13 protein-coding genes and 3 pseudogenes are annotated in these 15588 nt (G+C 61.5%); 7 read left to right on the forward strand and 9 right to left on the reverse strand.

The annotated features are described in order from the left end of the window. Positions 1 to 537: 537 nt before the first annotated feature. The 3 genes from pmtA to panB all read right to left on the reverse strand — a co-directional run bounded on the left by pmtA (position 538) and on the right by panB (position 2942). A complete protein-coding gene (pmtA, locus tag AC1D05_RS24380; protein ID WP_477444287.1) occupies positions 538 to 1134 on the reverse strand; it encodes a phospholipid N-methyltransferase PmtA in 597 nt (198 codons plus the stop codon). Positions 1135 to 1209: 75 nt separating this feature from the next. Continuing rightward, entirely contained in the window at positions 1210 to 2100 is an 891-nt protein-coding gene (panC, locus tag AC1D05_RS24385; RefSeq protein WP_477444288.1) for a pantoate--beta-alanine ligase, read from the reverse strand. After that, positions 2097 to 2942 (reverse strand): 3-methyl-2-oxobutanoate hydroxymethyltransferase, encoded by an 846-nt coding sequence (panB, locus tag AC1D05_RS24390; protein ID WP_477444289.1) that lies wholly within the window; start codon positions 2940 to 2942, stop codon positions 2097 to 2099. Before panB ends, panC begins: the two co-directional genes overlap by 4 nt. Before the next feature lie 233 nt (positions 2943 to 3175). Between panB and AC1D05_RS24395 the strand changes: the two are divergent. The 3 genes and pseudogenes from AC1D05_RS24395 to AC1D05_RS24405 form a co-directional block, all read left to right on the forward strand. After that, positions 3176 to 3428, forward strand: a pseudogene (locus AC1D05_RS24395) (MFS transporter); the annotation flags it as partial. A gap of 189 nt (positions 3429 to 3617) precedes the next feature. Beyond that, positions 3618 to 3974 (forward strand): annotated as a pseudogene (locus AC1D05_RS24400) (transposase); the annotation flags it as partial. A 43-nt stretch (positions 3975 to 4017) separates the two neighbouring features. Continuing rightward, positions 4018 to 4302, forward strand: coding sequence for a VOC family protein (locus tag AC1D05_RS24405; RefSeq protein WP_477444290.1), 285 nt, complete (start codon positions 4018 to 4020; stop codon positions 4300 to 4302). Positions 4303 to 4473: 171 nt separating this feature from the next. Here the strand turns inward: AC1D05_RS24405 and AC1D05_RS24410 are convergent, their stop codons facing one another. The 5 genes from AC1D05_RS24410 to hglS are packed head-to-tail and all read right to left on the reverse strand — an operon-like array spanning position 4474 to position 11400. Beyond that, positions 4474 to 5757, reverse strand: a complete 1284-nt coding sequence (locus AC1D05_RS24410) for an NAD(P)/FAD-dependent oxidoreductase (RefSeq protein ID WP_477444291.1) — start codon at positions 5755 to 5757, stop codon at positions 4474 to 4476. After that, on the reverse strand, positions 5751 to 7001 hold the full coding sequence (locus tag AC1D05_RS24415; protein WP_477444292.1) for a pyridoxal phosphate-dependent aminotransferase: 1251 nt from the start codon (positions 6999 to 7001) through the stop codon (positions 5751 to 5753). The genes AC1D05_RS24410 and AC1D05_RS24415 overlap by 7 nt, the downstream gene beginning before the upstream one ends. 10 nt (positions 7002 to 7011) lie before the next feature. Then, positions 7012 to 8547, reverse strand: coding sequence for an L-piperidine-6-carboxylate dehydrogenase (gene amaB / locus AC1D05_RS24420; protein ID WP_477444293.1), 1536 nt, complete (start codon positions 8545 to 8547; stop codon positions 7012 to 7014). Positions 8548 to 8568: 21 nt separating this feature from the next. Beyond that, entirely contained in the window at positions 8569 to 9990 is a 1422-nt protein-coding gene (locus AC1D05_RS24425; protein WP_477444294.1) for an FAD-binding oxidoreductase, read from the reverse strand. Between the two features lie 9 nt (positions 9991 to 9999). Further along, entirely contained in the window at positions 10000 to 11400 is a 1401-nt protein-coding gene (hglS, locus tag AC1D05_RS24430) for a 2-oxoadipate dioxygenase/decarboxylase HglS (RefSeq protein WP_477444391.1), read from the reverse strand. A 109-nt stretch (positions 11401 to 11509) separates the two neighbouring features. Between hglS and AC1D05_RS24435 the strand changes: the two genes are divergently transcribed. After that, a complete protein-coding gene (locus tag AC1D05_RS24435) occupies positions 11510 to 12412 on the forward strand; it encodes a LysR family transcriptional regulator (RefSeq protein WP_477444295.1) in 903 nt (300 codons plus the stop codon). A gap of 209 nt (positions 12413 to 12621) precedes the next feature. Here the strand turns inward: AC1D05_RS24435 and AC1D05_RS24440 are convergent, their stop codons facing one another. Next, positions 12622 to 13245, reverse strand: coding sequence for a helix-turn-helix domain-containing protein (locus AC1D05_RS24440; protein ID WP_477444296.1), 624 nt, complete (start codon positions 13243 to 13245; stop codon positions 12622 to 12624). Positions 13246 to 13288: 43 nt separating this feature from the next. Here AC1D05_RS24440 and AC1D05_RS24445 point away from each other — a divergent pair, with 43 nt between their 5' ends. The 3 genes and pseudogenes from AC1D05_RS24445 to AC1D05_RS24455 all read left to right on the forward strand — a co-directional run bounded on the left by AC1D05_RS24445 (position 13289) and on the right by AC1D05_RS24455 (position 15486). Further along, a complete protein-coding gene (locus AC1D05_RS24445; RefSeq protein ID WP_477444297.1) occupies positions 13289 to 13975 on the forward strand; it encodes a B3/B4 domain-containing protein in 687 nt (228 codons plus the stop codon). A gap of 143 nt (positions 13976 to 14118) precedes the next feature. Beyond that, positions 14119 to 14235: pseudogene (locus AC1D05_RS24450) on the forward strand (nickel permease); the annotation flags it as partial. Positions 14236 to 14274: 39 nt separating this feature from the next. Beyond that, positions 14275 to 15486: a trans-sulfuration enzyme family protein gene (locus AC1D05_RS24455; protein ID WP_477444298.1), complete on the forward strand. Its 1212-nt coding sequence runs from the start codon at positions 14275 to 14277 to the stop codon at positions 15484 to 15486. Positions 15487 to 15588: the final 102 nt, after the last annotated feature.

A 15588-nucleotide genomic window follows, 5' to 3' on the forward strand; every position in this document is an offset into this window, starting at 1 on the left:
CTTCAGCCTAAACATGACTATTGTGGTTTGCCTGTCGTATTTCCGAACGCCATTGCACGGTAGAGTGACCGAACCTCATCTCGTGCGTGGCACGGAAGGCCAGGAGGCCGTCGTACAAGCTGAGGCACCACAAGACGGAACAGACCGTCACGCTCTTGAAAGAAGAATATTCTCTAGGGGAATCGTCATCAACGATCCGGCGGTAGGGAGGCCCGCCCGGCAGAAACAGGGCGATAGCTATGATATGGTCGGGGACGAGACGGCATGGTTTGCGTCATGCGCCTCCAAAATGGCAGGCCGGTCCCGGCACCGAGACGCCGTCGCGAGATTTTCGCGGCCGTGGTGGCTTCGCCGTTTGTCGTCCGCAGCGCGATGTGCGTAGCAGATGATCGAGCACCTGCCCGTGCGAAAGGCATAGCGGGCACCGCAAAACGGTGGCGGCTACAAAAACGCTATCGATGCGAATTTCGTGACGACACCGTCCTGTCCTTCAGCACGCTATTGCGGAATGCCGCCGCTTTCCGCGTCTCGCGCGCTTCAGACTGCTCGTCGGTAAGCCCAAAGCTGTGCGGGCGGGATATTGCGGACGACGAAATCGTAGTGAGACACGACGTAGCGGTCTGGCATTTTGATCACCGGCGACAAAGGTCCGTAGGTGATCTGAATCACCGGTCTGCCAGCGGGTATGCGGGCCAGCAGATCCTCGAGCAGGCCAACACGCTGTTCCATCGGAAAGCTCAACAGTGGCACCGCACTTATCACACAGTCAAACTGCTCCCCGCGCCGTTCGGCCAGCACTTCTCCGAGCGCAAACGCATCGCCCAATCGAAAATCCACGCCCGGAAAAACTCGCGTCAGGCGCTGATAGAAATCCTTGGAATATTCGACCGAAACCAGCTGATGCGGCTTGATGCCTCTTTCCAGGATTGCCTTGGTGATGACGCCAGTTCCCGCGCCAAGTTCAAGAACCGGCAATCCGGATGCCGGGTTAATGACGCTTGCCATACGACGCCCGGCATGAACGGACGTTGGCATCAGCGCGCCCACTCGCTTCTTGTCCTTCTGCCAGCCCTTGAAGAATTGCACTTCTTCTTCAAACTTTCTGGCGAGGCGCTCCTTCAATCGAAAGACCATATCCACTCCCTGCTACGGCTATTTGTCTGGGTCATGTTGACGACGCACGTTTGTCCAAGCCTTGCGGCTGCTCAATCATGCGGCATTGGCTGCCGCGAGCAGCTCGCCTTTGCGCCGCCCGGGCAGAACTCCGACGTTATCGATAAGCCGCGTTCCGCCGAGCCAGGCGGCGACGATTAGACGGGCCGGTCGATCCGCGGCGGAAAGCGGCGACAGGTCTTGGTCTGCTCGTAGCTCGAGATACTCGACCTCGTCGTAACCGGCAGCGAGGATCGCTTGCCTGGCCTCGGCAAGCACAAGCTCCGCCGGCGCTCCCGCCGACAGCCGCTCGGCCGAAGCCGAGAGGACTTCGGCGAGCTTTGGCGCTGCCAGGCGCTGTGCGGTCGAGAGCCTGACATTGCGCGACGACATCGCCAGGCCGTCGGCTTCACGCACCGTTGGACAGGCTATTATCTCGATTGGAATGTCGAGATCGCGGACGAGCCGGCGAACGACGTGCAGTTGCTGGAAATCATTCTCGCCGAAGAAAGCGAGATCAGCACGCGTCTGGAGAAAGAGCTTGGCGACGACGGTTGCCACGCCGTCGAAATGGCCGGGTCGAAACGAACCGCACAGGCCCTCGCTCACCCCGCCCACCGAGATCGTAGTGGCGAAACCTTCCGGATACATGTCCGCCGCGTTCGGCGCGTAGAGCAGATGGGCGCCGAGCGGCGCGAGCCTGGCGGCATCGTCATGCTCAGTGCGCGGGTAGGCCGCGAGATCGGCCACGCTGTTGAACTGTTTCGGGTTGACGAACAGCGTCACGATAACCCGATCGGCCTTGGCAAGCGCGGCACGCACCAGGCTCAGATGGCCTTCATGCAAACCACCCATAGTCGGCACGACAGCGACCTTCAGGCCATTCTGACGCCATCCGGCCACAGCCATGCGCAATTCGGCGACGGTTCGTGCGATCGGAATGCTCATGCGCCTTCTCCACCATTGACCGTCATTGGCGCATCGCCGAACAGATGCTCGGCCGCTGGAAAGCGGCGGTCGCGCACTTCCTGCGCATAGGCGGCAATCGCCGCCTCGGCGATCTCACCGAGTTCGGCATAGCGCTTGACGAATTTGGGCCGGAAGTCGCCGAAGATGCCCAACATGTCGTCGACGACGAGAATCTGCCCGTCACAGGCCGCCGAGGCGCCGATACCGATCGTCGGGATCGCTACCTCTGCGGTGATCCGGCGGGCGAGCGCCTCCGGGACCTTCTCCAGCACCACCGCGAATGCCCCCGCTTCGCTCACAGCAAGCGCGTCGGCCCCCACGCGCTCCGCATCACCGCCCCTGCCCTGGACGCGGTAGCCGCCGAAGGTATTGACCGCCTGCGGCGTCAAGCCGACATGGCCCATGACAGGGATGCCGCGTGCAACCAGGAAGCGGATCGTCTCCGCCATTGCCTCGCCACCTTCGAGCTTGACCGCCGCGCAGCCGGTTTCCGCCATGACACGTGCAGCATTGCGGAAGGCCTGCTCGGGGCTTTCCTCGTAGGAGCCGAACGGCATGTCGACGATCATCAGCACCTGCTCGAGGCCGCGGCGCACGGCCTGACCGTGCATGACCATCATCTCAAGCGTCACGCCCAGCGTCGACGGCAAGCCGTGAAGCACCATGCCGACGCTGTCGCCAACGAGAACAATGTCACAATGCCGATCAACGAGCTTTGCAATCGGCGTGGTATAGGCTGTCAGGCAGACAAGCGGAGTGCCACCCTTCCGGGAACGGATATCGGGCGGTGTGATCGCCCTGGTGTTAGCAACCGCACTCAACGAGGCTCCTTCCCCAACGTTACCAACCATAGGGGCTGCGTTTGGCACATTTTTGTGCAGGTGCGAAGAGCTAAATTCGCAATTGCGAGTGTGTGACGCGCCGCCATTCATCGTCAGAAACAATCAAATCGGTTTAGCTGCCTCCGCAGCATATCACTCTGCCAACCAGTTACGGGATCATGGCCATCGGCAAAGCCAACTAGAAAGGGAGAATATCGCGGAATTTCTGAGACATGCGCGAAAGGCGGCGTGTTCAGAGCCGTGCCGGTGGGCGGGACTGGACCCTCCAGCGCGACCTTCAGAAGCTGACTCTTTGGACCGAGACATTCCGCACCGACATGGACGGACTATCTTCGTCTAAACCATCGACTAACGGTGACTGACCGGGAGGTAGGCGAGCGTCTTCCCGCTCTGCAGGTTTGTGGTTGTCCTTCTTATCTCGCGCTTTCGATCGAGCGGTCGACAAATCCTGCCCCCCGGCAGCCAAGTCCAGCCTGTGCCCTTTGTATCGCGCCCGTAAGGCGACCGGTAACTTTTGTGGGGGTTGGACACGGGTTGAGACCTGCGCAGTCCATCGCCGTTGCTTTGTTTGGAGGTCAACGCCCGCTTTAAATTGGGCGTTACGAATCCCCGGGCTTGCGCAAAAGGGACACCCAAACTGCCGAGCAGTCTGTTCACGAGACCGTGAAACATTCCAGTGGTGAGTATGTTCGCGACGCCGTCCACGTCAATTCGGTGGAGGGCTTCAACTCCCGCGTCCGCCGTACCATCGCCGGGGTTTTTCATCATATCAGCCCGCAGCATGCCGACCTGTATTTCCACGAGATCGGTTTCCGATGGTCGCAGCGCGTGGTGTCTGGAAGCGCCGTTCGGAAAACCCGGCATGGTCGTGAAGTCTTGAGAACCATCTGGTCGCGCGTGCCGCCGGCGCTGCAACTACTGAGCGTCTTTCGCGCCGCCACGGGGCGTCAGATGCGCCGAAGCCCGGACGGCGGAATCATCATCAAATCAACCGTAGCTGCCTTTGGTTGATAAAGGCCGCGTACGATTTCGCACTGCTCTTGTTCCGACCCCAATGTCGAAGCAATTCTATGTTGAGCACCTTGGGTTCAGCGTCGTCGACGAGCATTGGCGTGCCGAACGTCAATCCTCGAAGTGCGATCTCGAATGCGGTGGCGCGCGCCTTGAGCTTTTGAGTTTCCCTACGTCCCCACCACGCCCGAGTAGACCGGAGGCCCGCGGCCTGAGGCACCTTGCGTTCGCAGTCGATTCGATCTCTGATGCGATCGAGTACCTCCAGCGCAAGGTTGCGTCGCTGATCTGCTACGAGCAGCTCATCGTCTGGCCGGCAACCATTTAGTAATGCGACAGTTGCCCCAGTTAGAGAGGCGACACGGTTTCACCTGCGACGGCGGCTGTGCCGAAATGATGAGCGCCTATCTCGCCGAGGGGCTTGGTGCTCGAACACAGTTGAGGCCACGCTCGCTGCCCTCAACAACAAAGGCTTTTTTCTGGCGGAGGCGACGACCGTTCAGAATCGTTCCGAGCCCAGATGGGCGACCTGCGCACCAATTTCGTAGTAGATTTCCCTGGAGCGACGAAACCAAGCTTCCTGAAGCTCGGTGAGCGGCAGCAGCATATCGGCTTCGGCCCTTTCGCCGAGGATGAGGTACGCCAATTCGCGGCCGAATACCGTGCCGGGCGAGATGCCGCGGCCGTTGTAGCCGGAGAAGCCGACGACATTCCTGCCGAACTTGTGGAACCGCGGCAACGCATCCGCAGTCATGCCGATCTGCCCATACCACTCATGCTCGAACTCGACTGCGCCCAGCTGCGGATAGAGCTTCGCCAGTGCCCGCCGGGCCCAGGCTTTGTGGATCGCCGTGCCGGTGTTGCGCAACGCACCGACACTGCCGAAGACCAGCCGTCCCGACCTGTCCAGTCTGAAGGAAGACAGGATTGTCCTGGTGTCCCAAGCGCCCTCGCGCCCGGGCAAGATGGTTTGCAACAGATCGACGCCGAGCGGCTGCGTTGCCAGATTGAAGTATGGCAGATGCACCTGTTCGGACCGGACGCTCTGCCACGGTCCCGTGCTGTACGCATCGGTGGCAACCACGACCCACTCGGCGTCGACCGTGCCGCCCGTTGTGCTGACCACCCAGCGATCGCCCTTCTTATCGGCCGCAACAACCGGGCTGGACGTATAAATAGTCACCCCGGCAGCCAGGCAAGCCTGCGCGAGACCACGAGCATAGGCAAGCGGCTGCAGCGTGCCGGCGCGCTCGTCGAGCAAGGCGCCGCAATAGGCCGGCGTACCCAGCCTTGCTTTCGTTTGCTCGGCATCGAGGACACGCACCGGCGCGCCGCGCCTTTGCCATTGCGCCGCGCGCTCTTTGATCTCCTTCAGCCCTGCCGGGCCGACGGCGCAGTGAAGGGTGCCGTTTCTTTCCAGTTCGCAGTCGATGCGATGCCTGTCGATGATATCCATCACCAGTGCCGGGCCGTCGCCCAGCAACCGCAGCAAGCGCTCCCCATGGACAGGGCCGAGCGCGGCGATCATGTCGTCGGGCATCAGCCACAAGCCGGCGTTGATCAGCCCGACATTGCGGCCCGCGCCGCCAAAGCCGATCTCACGGCTCTCCAGCAAGACCACCCTCCGGCCAGCCTCGGCCAGATGAAGGGCGCAGGACATGCCTGTATAACCGCCGCCGACGACAACCACATCGGCCGACACTACTGCGTCCAATGACGCTGTAGCCGGCGGTTCGGGCGCGGTCGCTTGCCATAGACCGTGTGAGCGGGGATCATTCAGCATCGGTCGCTGTCGCTCCCAAGACGTGAACAGGCCGCGGCGATGCGCAAGATCGCTTCTGTCAACTCTGTTTCGGAGGTCGCATAGGAAATACGAAAGAACGGCGACAGGCCGAAAGCCGCGCCCGGGACAACCGCGACGTGGGCTTCCTCAAGCAGATAATCGCAGAAGTCGGTGTCGGTTTCGATCGGCTTGCCAGCGGGCGTTGTCTTGCCGACCAGACCAGCGCAATCCGCGAAGGTGTAGAAGGCCCCTTCCGGCACGCGGCAGTCGACACCATCGATGGCGTTCAACCCGGCAACGACGAGATCGCGACGGCGCCGGAAGCTCTCCGTCCGTTCCTGAAGGAAGTGCTGAGGACCGGACAGCGCCTCGACCGCTGCGGCCTGGCTGACCGATGACGGGCAAGACGTCGACTGGCTCTGCACCACCGCCATTGCCCTGATCAATTCGCGTGAGCCGCCGGCGTAGCCGATCCGCCAGCCAGTCATGGCGTAGGCCTTCGAAACGCCGTTGACGGTGAGCGTCCGCCCCTTCAGGCGTGGCTCCAACGCAACCGGCGTGACGAAACGGAAATCATCATAGACAATGTGCTCGTACATGTCGTCGACCAGCAAGCGGACATGCGGATGCCTCAGGAGGACTTCGATCAGCGGCTGATAATCGGTCGCGCTATAGGCAGCACCGGACGGGTTTGAGGGGGAGTTGAGGATCAGCCATTTCGTTCTCAGCGTGATCGCTGCCTCGAGCTGGTTCGCCGTCAGCCTGAAACCGGCTTGCGCGCTGCACGGGACACAGACCGGCTTGCCTTCGGCAATGGTGACGATATCCGAATAGGACGTCCATGCCGGCGTTGGAATGATAACCTCGTCGCCAGCATTCAGCGTCGCCATCATGGCATTGAACAGGACCTGTTTGGCGCCGGTCGCGACGGTGATCTCGTCGGCGGCATAGTCGAGGCCGTTCTCCCGGCGGAACTTTTCGCGGATCGCCTGCTTGAGTTCCGGCGTGCCGTCCAGCGCGGTGTATTTGGTGTCGCCGCGTTGAATGGCTTTCCAGGCTGCCCGTTTCACGGTGTCGGGCGTGTCGAAATCCGGCTCGCCCGCCCCCAGGATGATCACCGGCGCCCCGTCGCGCTTCATCGCTTGCGCGCGGGCGCCGATCTTCAGGATCTGCGAAACCCCGATCGCCGATATGCGCGACGCCGGCACGAAGCCGGCCTCATCGATGCTTGTGTTGACGGTCATGGCCCGATCCTCAGTCGATATCGAAGGACACGCCCTGGGCGAGCGGCAGCGCCTTGGAATAGTTCACCGTGTTGGTGGCGCGCCGCATATAGGCCTTCCACGCATCAGAGCCGCTCTCGCGGCCGCCGCCGGTTTCTTTTTCGCCGCCGAAGGCACCGCCGATCTCGGCGCCCGAAGTGCCGATGTTGACATTGGCAATGCCGCAGTCCGACCCGTCGACACCGAGGAAGCGCTCGGATTCCTGGAGGTCGCGGGTGAAGATCGATGACGACAGGCCGGCTCCCACCGCATTGTGCTCGTCGAGCACGGCGTCGAAATCCGAATATTTCATCACATAGAGGATCGGCGCGAAGGTCTCTTCCGTCACCGGCGAAACCTGGCTTTGCATTTCGACCAGCGCCGGATGCACATAATACGCGTCCGGGTGGCCGTTCTCGACCCGCGCCCCGCCGGTCACCTTGCCGCCATGGGCGGTGGCTTCCTTCAGCGCTTTCTGCATGGCATCGAAGGCCGCTTTGTCGATCAGCGGCCCGACCAGCGAGGAGGTTTCCAGCGGATTGCCGACCGACACGCTTTCGTAAGCCTTCTTGAGACGGGGAACCAGGGCGTCATAGACGCTGTCATGCACGAACAGGCGCCGCAGCGTCGTGCAGCGCTGTCCCGCCGTGCCCATGGCGCCGAAGGCGATGGCGCGCAGCGCCATGTCGAGATCGGCTGTCGGGCACACGATGCCGGCATTGTTGCCGCCAAGCTCCAGCACCGCGCGGGCAAAGCGCTTGGCCAGGCGCGGGCCAACGTCGCGGCCCATGCGGGTCGAGCCGGTGGCCGATACCAGCGGCACCTTGGGGTGATCGACCAGGATCTCGCCAACGGCGCGGTCACCGATCAGCACCGGCGCCAGGCCCTGCGGCGCGTCCGTACCGAAACGCTTTACCGCGCGGGCAAAGATCGCTTCGCAGGCGAGCGCCGTCAGCGGCGTCTTCTCCGATGGCTTCCACACCACCGCGTCGCCACAGACCAGCGCCAATGCGGCATTCCACGACCACACCGCGACCGGGAAATTGAAGGCGGAAATGACGCCGACGACGCCGAGCGGATGCCAGGTTTCCATCATCCGATGGCCGGGGCGCTCGGTGGCGATGGTCAGGCCGTACAATTGCCGGGAGAGGCCGACGGCGAAATCGCAAATGTCGATCATCTCCTGGACTTCACCAAGCCCTTCGGACGGGATCTTGCCGACCTCGATCGAGACCAGCCGGCCAAGCTCGGCCTTGTGCGCGCGCAGCTCCTCGCCGAGCAGCCGCACCAACTCGCCACGCCTCGGACCCGGCACCATCCGCCAGGCCTGAAAGGCCTTGTGCGCGGCATCGATGGTCTTGGCCGCGTCAGCCGGCGAGATCGTCTTCAGCGTCGCGATCTGCTCGCCCGTCACCGGGCTGCGCACGATCAGGTCGCCCCCGACAAGCGCCTCCTTGGCGACACCCAGTTTCGCCAGAAGTTCGGTCGTTTCCTTGGCTACATCGATGGATTTGACTGCAATGTTCATCCGGCAAACTCCTGTTTTGACCTATCCGAAACACACCGAACCAAGGCGCCCTGGCGATGTCAGTTGCTTCAGGCCAGCGGCAAGGTCCTTGTGCTTTTTCTGAGTATAGAGATCGTAGTAGCCTTGGTTCTTGCGGCCGACGCCGTGCTCGGCGCTGAAGCTGCCGCCGAAACGATCGACCGTGATCGAATAGACCCAGTCGCGCAATCGCCGTTCGAAGGCGATATCGACTGGACCAGCCCGCGCCTCGTCGACGACCAGATTGAAATGCACGCCGCCGTCGCCGATATGGCCGAAGTCGAAGATTGCGACATCGGGAAAATGGCTTGGCAGTTCGAGCTTCATCCAGTCGCAGAACGCCAGTACGTCGGCCCTGCGGAACGACAGATCGAAGGCGACCAGTCGGCCAGCATGTTTGACGCCTTCCGACAGGGCGTGACGCAGCGCCCACATCTCATGGGCTGGACCGACAAAGGCGTTGGCGAGCGGCGCGCCCTCCGCTTCCCAGACTTCTGCCAGCGCCGTTTCCAGGACGGCATCGAGCGGCTGCTCGTCATCACGCGGAAGCCAACTGCGGGAAACTTCAGCCAGAATGACATAGTTGGGAATGTCGCCGTTCTGGAATGGATTGCGCAGCGACGGAACATGGGCAAGCGTTGCGGTAATCGCATTCCCCGATATGCCTTCGAAAGCCGACAGATACGATCCGAGACGCTCTTCCATCGCCCGCAGCAGGGGCATGACGGCAGTGCCGGTTCGCGGCACCAGATAGGCTGTCGAAACCTGCCTCGGCAGATGCTCCAAATGGAGCACGCATTCGGTGACAATGCCGAACGCGCCGGACGTCCCGATGAAAAGCTGCTTCCAGTCGACGCCTGTATTGTTCTTGCGCAGCCCCGACAGCAGGTCGATCACGGTGCCAGCCTCGTCTGCCAGGACGACCTTCAAGCCCAGCGTATTGCGGCGCACGTCGCCATATTTCAGAAACCGCGAGCCGCCGGTGTTGGTTGCCAGCATGCCGCCCACCCGCGGATCGGCGCCGAGGTCGATCGGGAAGAAGAGACCGCCGGGCTCGAGCCGTCCGTTGATGTCCGACAGTCTGGTTCCAGCGTCGACGTGGATCGAGCGGTTGTCGATATCGAGATCGAAAATCGGTGTCATCCGGTCGAGACTGAGCACGACCTGCGTTCCACTGGTATCCGGCGTCGAGCCGGAGACCAGGCCGGTGTTGCCGGACTGCGGGATGAGCGCGATATGCTCGCGAACGCAGTATGCGACGCAAGCGGATACCTCCGCCGTGCCGCGAGGGCGCAGCACCAATGCGGCGCTACCCCGGTCATAGCGCGCGCCATTCTCATAGGCGGCCAGGCTGGCGGAATCCTGGACAACCCCGTCCTCGCCGAGGATTTCGACCAAAGCTGTCTTGTGCCGCTCGCCGATCATGCCGACTGTCTACTCCGCTGCCTGAACGCAGCGCAGAGCGCGTCGGCAGTCGTCGATCGACGCCTGCTCGATCGCCGCATAGTGCGCGAATTCATCGAGGACGCCGGCGCCGAGAGCGGCTTCGAAGTGCTTCTGGTTGGGACTGGCGACGAAATCCTGGCCCGCTTCATCGCCCAGATTGGACTGGAAGATACCGGCCGCGCTGACGGGCAGGAAATCCTCGTAGACGATCGGGTCGAAACGGACGAAGCCATCCGCCACCAGCCGATCGACACCTTCCACATGGACGCTGCCGACCTGACGCCCCCGCTCGGTCAGCGAATAGGTGAAATAGCCAAGGCCAGCAGTGCGGATGCTGTCCCATGTGTCGGGAAACGACTGGAATGTCCGCGACAACGCCTCGACGTAATCAGCAGCATTTGACCCGTCGGCCGCCGGCCTGAGGATTTTGCGCGTGGCATCCAACAGGCTGTCGTAGAGCGCCCTGCCCTTGGGAGTCAGCGCCACGCCGCGCTGCTCGATCTCGCCGAAACGCGCCGTGTGCGAGCCAGCCGTCCAACCGCCGCTGCCTGACTTGAACGAGACCGGTTCGTCCAGCGCCTTGAACGATGTCTGCCTGAGGAGGATCGGGCACTGGCGAGTGGGCGGACCCTCGACGATCGCCTTGGGCTCGATGCCACGCGACGGCATGCCCGTCTGCACTGCGTCGATGTCGAGCGTGCGCGGCGTCAGGTGGTTGATATGCGGGCCTTTGAAGGAAACCACGTCGGCGACCAGCCGATGCTGCTGGTGCAGCCTGTGGTACATCTCCATGCTGACACAGGCCTGATCATGCCAGCGGAATGTCTCGATGATTTCGGCGACAAACCGATCCGCATCGGCATGACCCAGCCCGCCCTGCGTCTCGGCCTTTTCGGTGAGTTGGATGGCGCTGTCCGTGAAAATCCGTCGAGCGGCAAGAATGGCCTCCGCTTCCGTCCGCAGAACCTCGTCGCCGATCAGGTCGATTCTGAGCAACGAGGTGAAGACGCGAAAAGGATTGCGGCTGAGCGCTTCGGCACCAACCGGACGAAACGCAGTCGCATGGACCGGCACGCCGGCCGTGCTGAGGTCGTAGTAGCCCACCGGATGCATGCCCATCACCGCGAACACGCGCCGCATCATCGAGAGTTCGGCCGGCGTTCCCAGGCGGATCGCCCCGTGCCGCTCTTGCGAGATGCGGTCAAGCGAATCCGTCGCATCGAGCCGTTGGCGCAGCACTGGCGTGGCATCCAGCACTTCGGCATTCACCTCGGCGACCAGTTCCATCAGCGTGCCGTAGGCGGGAACCTCGGTCCGGTACATGGCTGACATCGCCGCAGAAAAAGCAGAACGAATGTCATCGGATGCAACGAAAGCAGCATTTGGCACAGTGCGGTCTCGCTTTTGAGAAAACATGAGATCATTCCGGAAAAGAGTGATATCGGATTTCATCCGGCATGGATCGCGACGACTTCGACTAGGTTGATGCGAGATACGCATGATATTGAGCAGAAAGTTGATGCCAGACCTGGTTGCAATCCAGGCCTTCGAATGCGCGGCAAGACACGCGAGCTTCACGCGCGCCGGCCGGGAACTCAACCTGACCCAGAGCGCCGTCAGCCGTCAGGTCAAGGATCTGGAAGTCTATCTCGGCGCGCTGCTGTTCGAGCGTATCCGGCAGCGCGTGGTGCTTTCCGAGGATGGGCGGCGCTTCCTGCCGGAAGCCCGGAAGCTGCTACAGCAAGCCGAAGAGACGATGCTGCGCGCAATGTCATCCGCCTACGCTAGATCGAGCCTGAGTATCGCCACCTTGCCGACATTCGGCAGCCGCTGGCTCAGTCCGCGCTTGCCTGATTTCCTGCGCCAGCACCCGGGCGTGATCCTCAATGTCGGCGCGCGCTCGGCGCCGTTCGATTTCGACGAAGAGAATTTCGAACTCGCCATCCATTACGGACAGCCGGTTTGGGCTCGCGGCGTATGTACCTATCTTTGCAGCGAATCGATCCTGCCGGTGGCAAGCGGTGCGCTGTTGACAACTTGCAAAGAGATCGCCGCCGCTGATCTGCTGACTAAGCCGTTGCTCCATCTCGCAACGCGTCCCAAACTTTGGGCCCTGTGGTTCGAGCAGGTAGGCGTGTCGGCCGAAATGGCCTACCGGGGGCACCGATTCGATCAATTTTCAATGATCATCGAGGCGGCGGTTGCGGGCATGGGGTTTGCACTTCTTCCGCGATACCTCATCGAGCAAGAGCTAAGATCAGGCGAACTTCGTATTGTCCTCGATTTGCCGATGCAGACCGAGAACAGCTACTATGTCGTCATGCCGGAAGCGAAGAGCACAAATCCGCTTGGGCAAAATTTCACGGCGTGGCTGGTACGCCAGGTGGCAAGTTCGACCTAAACTGCTGCCGACAGGCAAAACATCGGCCACCGCCCCCGATCTGCCGGCGGTCATATAGAACAGTCCCTATTACGGCTTTGCCACGGGCGCCGACTTTGGCTTTGCCATCCTGGATGGAGAGAGCACGGAACAGTCGCTCGGCACATTGCGCGACGAGTTCGAAGACCTCTACCTGCGCAGAACCTGACACCGCGCCAAGGATGTTAATGCTAGAGAGCCGTTCTCACCCGTGGTCGCTGCAACTCCGCCACGGTCATGACAAACCGGAGTTCCTGCTTGCCACTGTTCACGTAGGCGTGTTTGTCTTCTGTGCGAGCCAGCACGGACGAACCGGCTGGAACAAGATGTAAGCTATCGCCCAATTTCAGCGTCAGTTCGCCAGCCTCCACATTCAGCAGTTCGAGTGTTCCCGGCGAATGCCCAGGGGATTCGAATGTCTCGCCGGGAAACAGTGTCCAGCGCCAAAGTTCGATTTCGTCGGGTCCTTGCGTTCCGACCAGGAGCGTAGCGCTGCCTCCCTTGGGACCGCGCCAAAGGGTGGAAGCGTCCTGCGGTGGAACGATACGTACCGGCACGCTGACCGCCACGCCGACGAAATCGGCCACCGATACACCCAACGCGGTCGCTGCACGGCAGAGCGTCGCGATGCTGGGATTGGCGGTCCCTTTTTCAATCTCGACAAGCATGCCTTTGCTCACACCGGATTTTTGGGACAGCTGATCGAGTGTCAGACCGCTTTGCCGCCTGAACGTCTTGAGGTTTTGAGACACCGTGGCGCTGACGCGCTCAACATCAGCGACCGCCTCGGTCGATATATTGACTTTCTTTTTCATAGTCGTTATCATAGACTAAATTGGTCAATAGGAGCTAGAGCCCGTGTTGGATTTTCCGGTGATCGACAAGGAAATTGCGGGCATCGCCCCCGACTTCCGCGCGATCAGCATTTTCGTTGATGCCAATGGTACAAAGAAGCAGCGGATCGATCCCAACATCTTGCTGACTGCGTGCGACTACGTCTCCTCCGGCGGTCCGGAGTGGGGAGCCGCGCATCTGGCCAGCTGGGGTGACGTATACAGCCGGTTCGGAGCAAAACCAAACCGCACGCCGTGCTCCGCGCAGGCATTGAAGAAGCGCGTGGAGAAGGATGGTCGCATTCCATCGATCAACCCTGTCGTCGACCTTTACAACGCAGTGAGCCTGCGTTTCGCAGTACCGGTAGGGGGTGAAAACTTCGATGCGTATGTTGGAGGTCCGCGGCTGACGGTTGCCGACGGAACGGAGCCTTTCGACACTTTTGCGAATGGCGATGCGATCGTCGAAAGCCCATCCAAGGGGGAAGTCATCTGGCGCGACGACGTGGGCGCTACATGTCGGCGCTGGAATTGGCGGCAGGGCACGCGCACCCGCTTGGAAACCGTGGGCGGCCGGATGTGGTTCATTTTGGAAAGCTTGGCAACGATGCCGGAGCAAGCGCTTGAGGAGGCGGGCAAGATGCTCGTGAGCGGTCTAATCGAGCTGGCGCCAGGGTGTGAGGTTTATAAACAGAAAATCAGCGTCAGCTAACCGGCCGGCGACCAATCCCGAAAGAAAGCAAGTGGACGTGACTTGCGATGTCTCGATGTCGCACAAGCGGCGGTTTGTGCGAACGGCTCCTTCCACTGACCAGCCGCGAAATGATTCCGCCGCCTGCGCAGGAGCGGACCTAGGATACGCTTCCGGTCTACGAGCCCCTCCTCCTGGTAACAGTGTTTTACATCGGCCTGACCTTTGTCATCACGCAGGTCTTCCAGAAGCTGGAAAACGCGGTGCCGGTTCGACGTTAGCCGCACTTGAGCAATCAACCCAAAAAGCAGAGGCCAACAATGTCGAGACCAGACAAACACGAACTGTCCACGCTCTCCTTCAATACGCTGTCGGTGCATGGGGGCAACGAGATCGACAAGACGTCCGGAGCGATCCGCACGCCGATCGTCATGGCCAATTCCTATCTCCTTCCTGAAGACCCTTCCACGATGGACTGGTCCGATACCGAGACACCGTCCTACACGCGCAATTCGGGCCACAATCAGATGTGCCTACAGCGCAAGCTTGCCGCGCTGGAAGGCGGTCAGGATGCCGCCGTCTTCGCGACCGGCGTTGCCGCCCTACATGCCGTATTCTTCACTTTCCTGAAAAGCGGAGATCATGTGATCGTCGGCGACGTCACCTACGAGGCGGTTTGGCGGCTCTTTTCCGAACTCCTGCCGCAGCGCTACAAGATTGAAGCCACCTTCGTCGACATGGGCGACATGGATGCCGTCAGAGCCGCCGTGCGGCCGAACACCAAACTGATCCACACCGAAACGATTGCAAACCCGACTACAAAGGTTGCCGATATCGCAACGCTGGTGTCGGTCGCCAAACAAGCTGGCACGCTGTTGTCGGTCGACTCGACCTTCACCCCTCCCCCCTTCTTCCGGCCGCTAACCTTGGGGGCAGACCTCGTTATCCATTCGCTGACCAAGTACATCAACGGCCATGGCGACGCGATGGGCGGCGTGGTGATCGGCTCCAAGGAGCTCGTCCATCACATGAAGGCAGACGCGCTTGTCGACCTTGGCGGGACGATATCGCCATTCAACGCCTGGCTGATCATGCGCGGCTCGGTCACGCTACCCCTGCGCCTGAAGCAGCAGTACGCATCGGCCGAGGCCGTCGCCCACTATCTGTCGACAGACAAGCGCGTCGCCTACGTCACCTATCCCGGGCTCGAGAACCATGACCAGCACGCGCTGGCGAAAAGCCAGTTCGCCGGCAAGGGCTACGGCGCGGTCATGGCTTTCGCGGTCGAAGGCGATCCCGACACGCAGAACCGGTTCGTTGCCAATCTGAAGGTAATCACTTCCGCCGTTTCGCTTGGTCACGACGAAACCCTGATCGTGCATGTCGGCGGCAGCGGCCGTGGCGGATCCGATCGTTACCCGGCGAGCTTCCAGAAGTATGGGCATCTGCGTCTTTCGATCGGCCTCGAGGACACCGAGGATCTGATCGCCGACATCAGACACGCGCTTGATGAGACGTTCGGCGCATCCTGAGAGTGATCGAGGCTCTGGATCGTCTCATGTGAATTGCCCCTCGCGGGCAATTCACATCGCTTCTCTTCAACGCGCCCCGCGCGGCGGTTCAGCAGTCCGCCA

The organism is Mesorhizobium sp. P2_E9, from assembly GCF_056403815.1.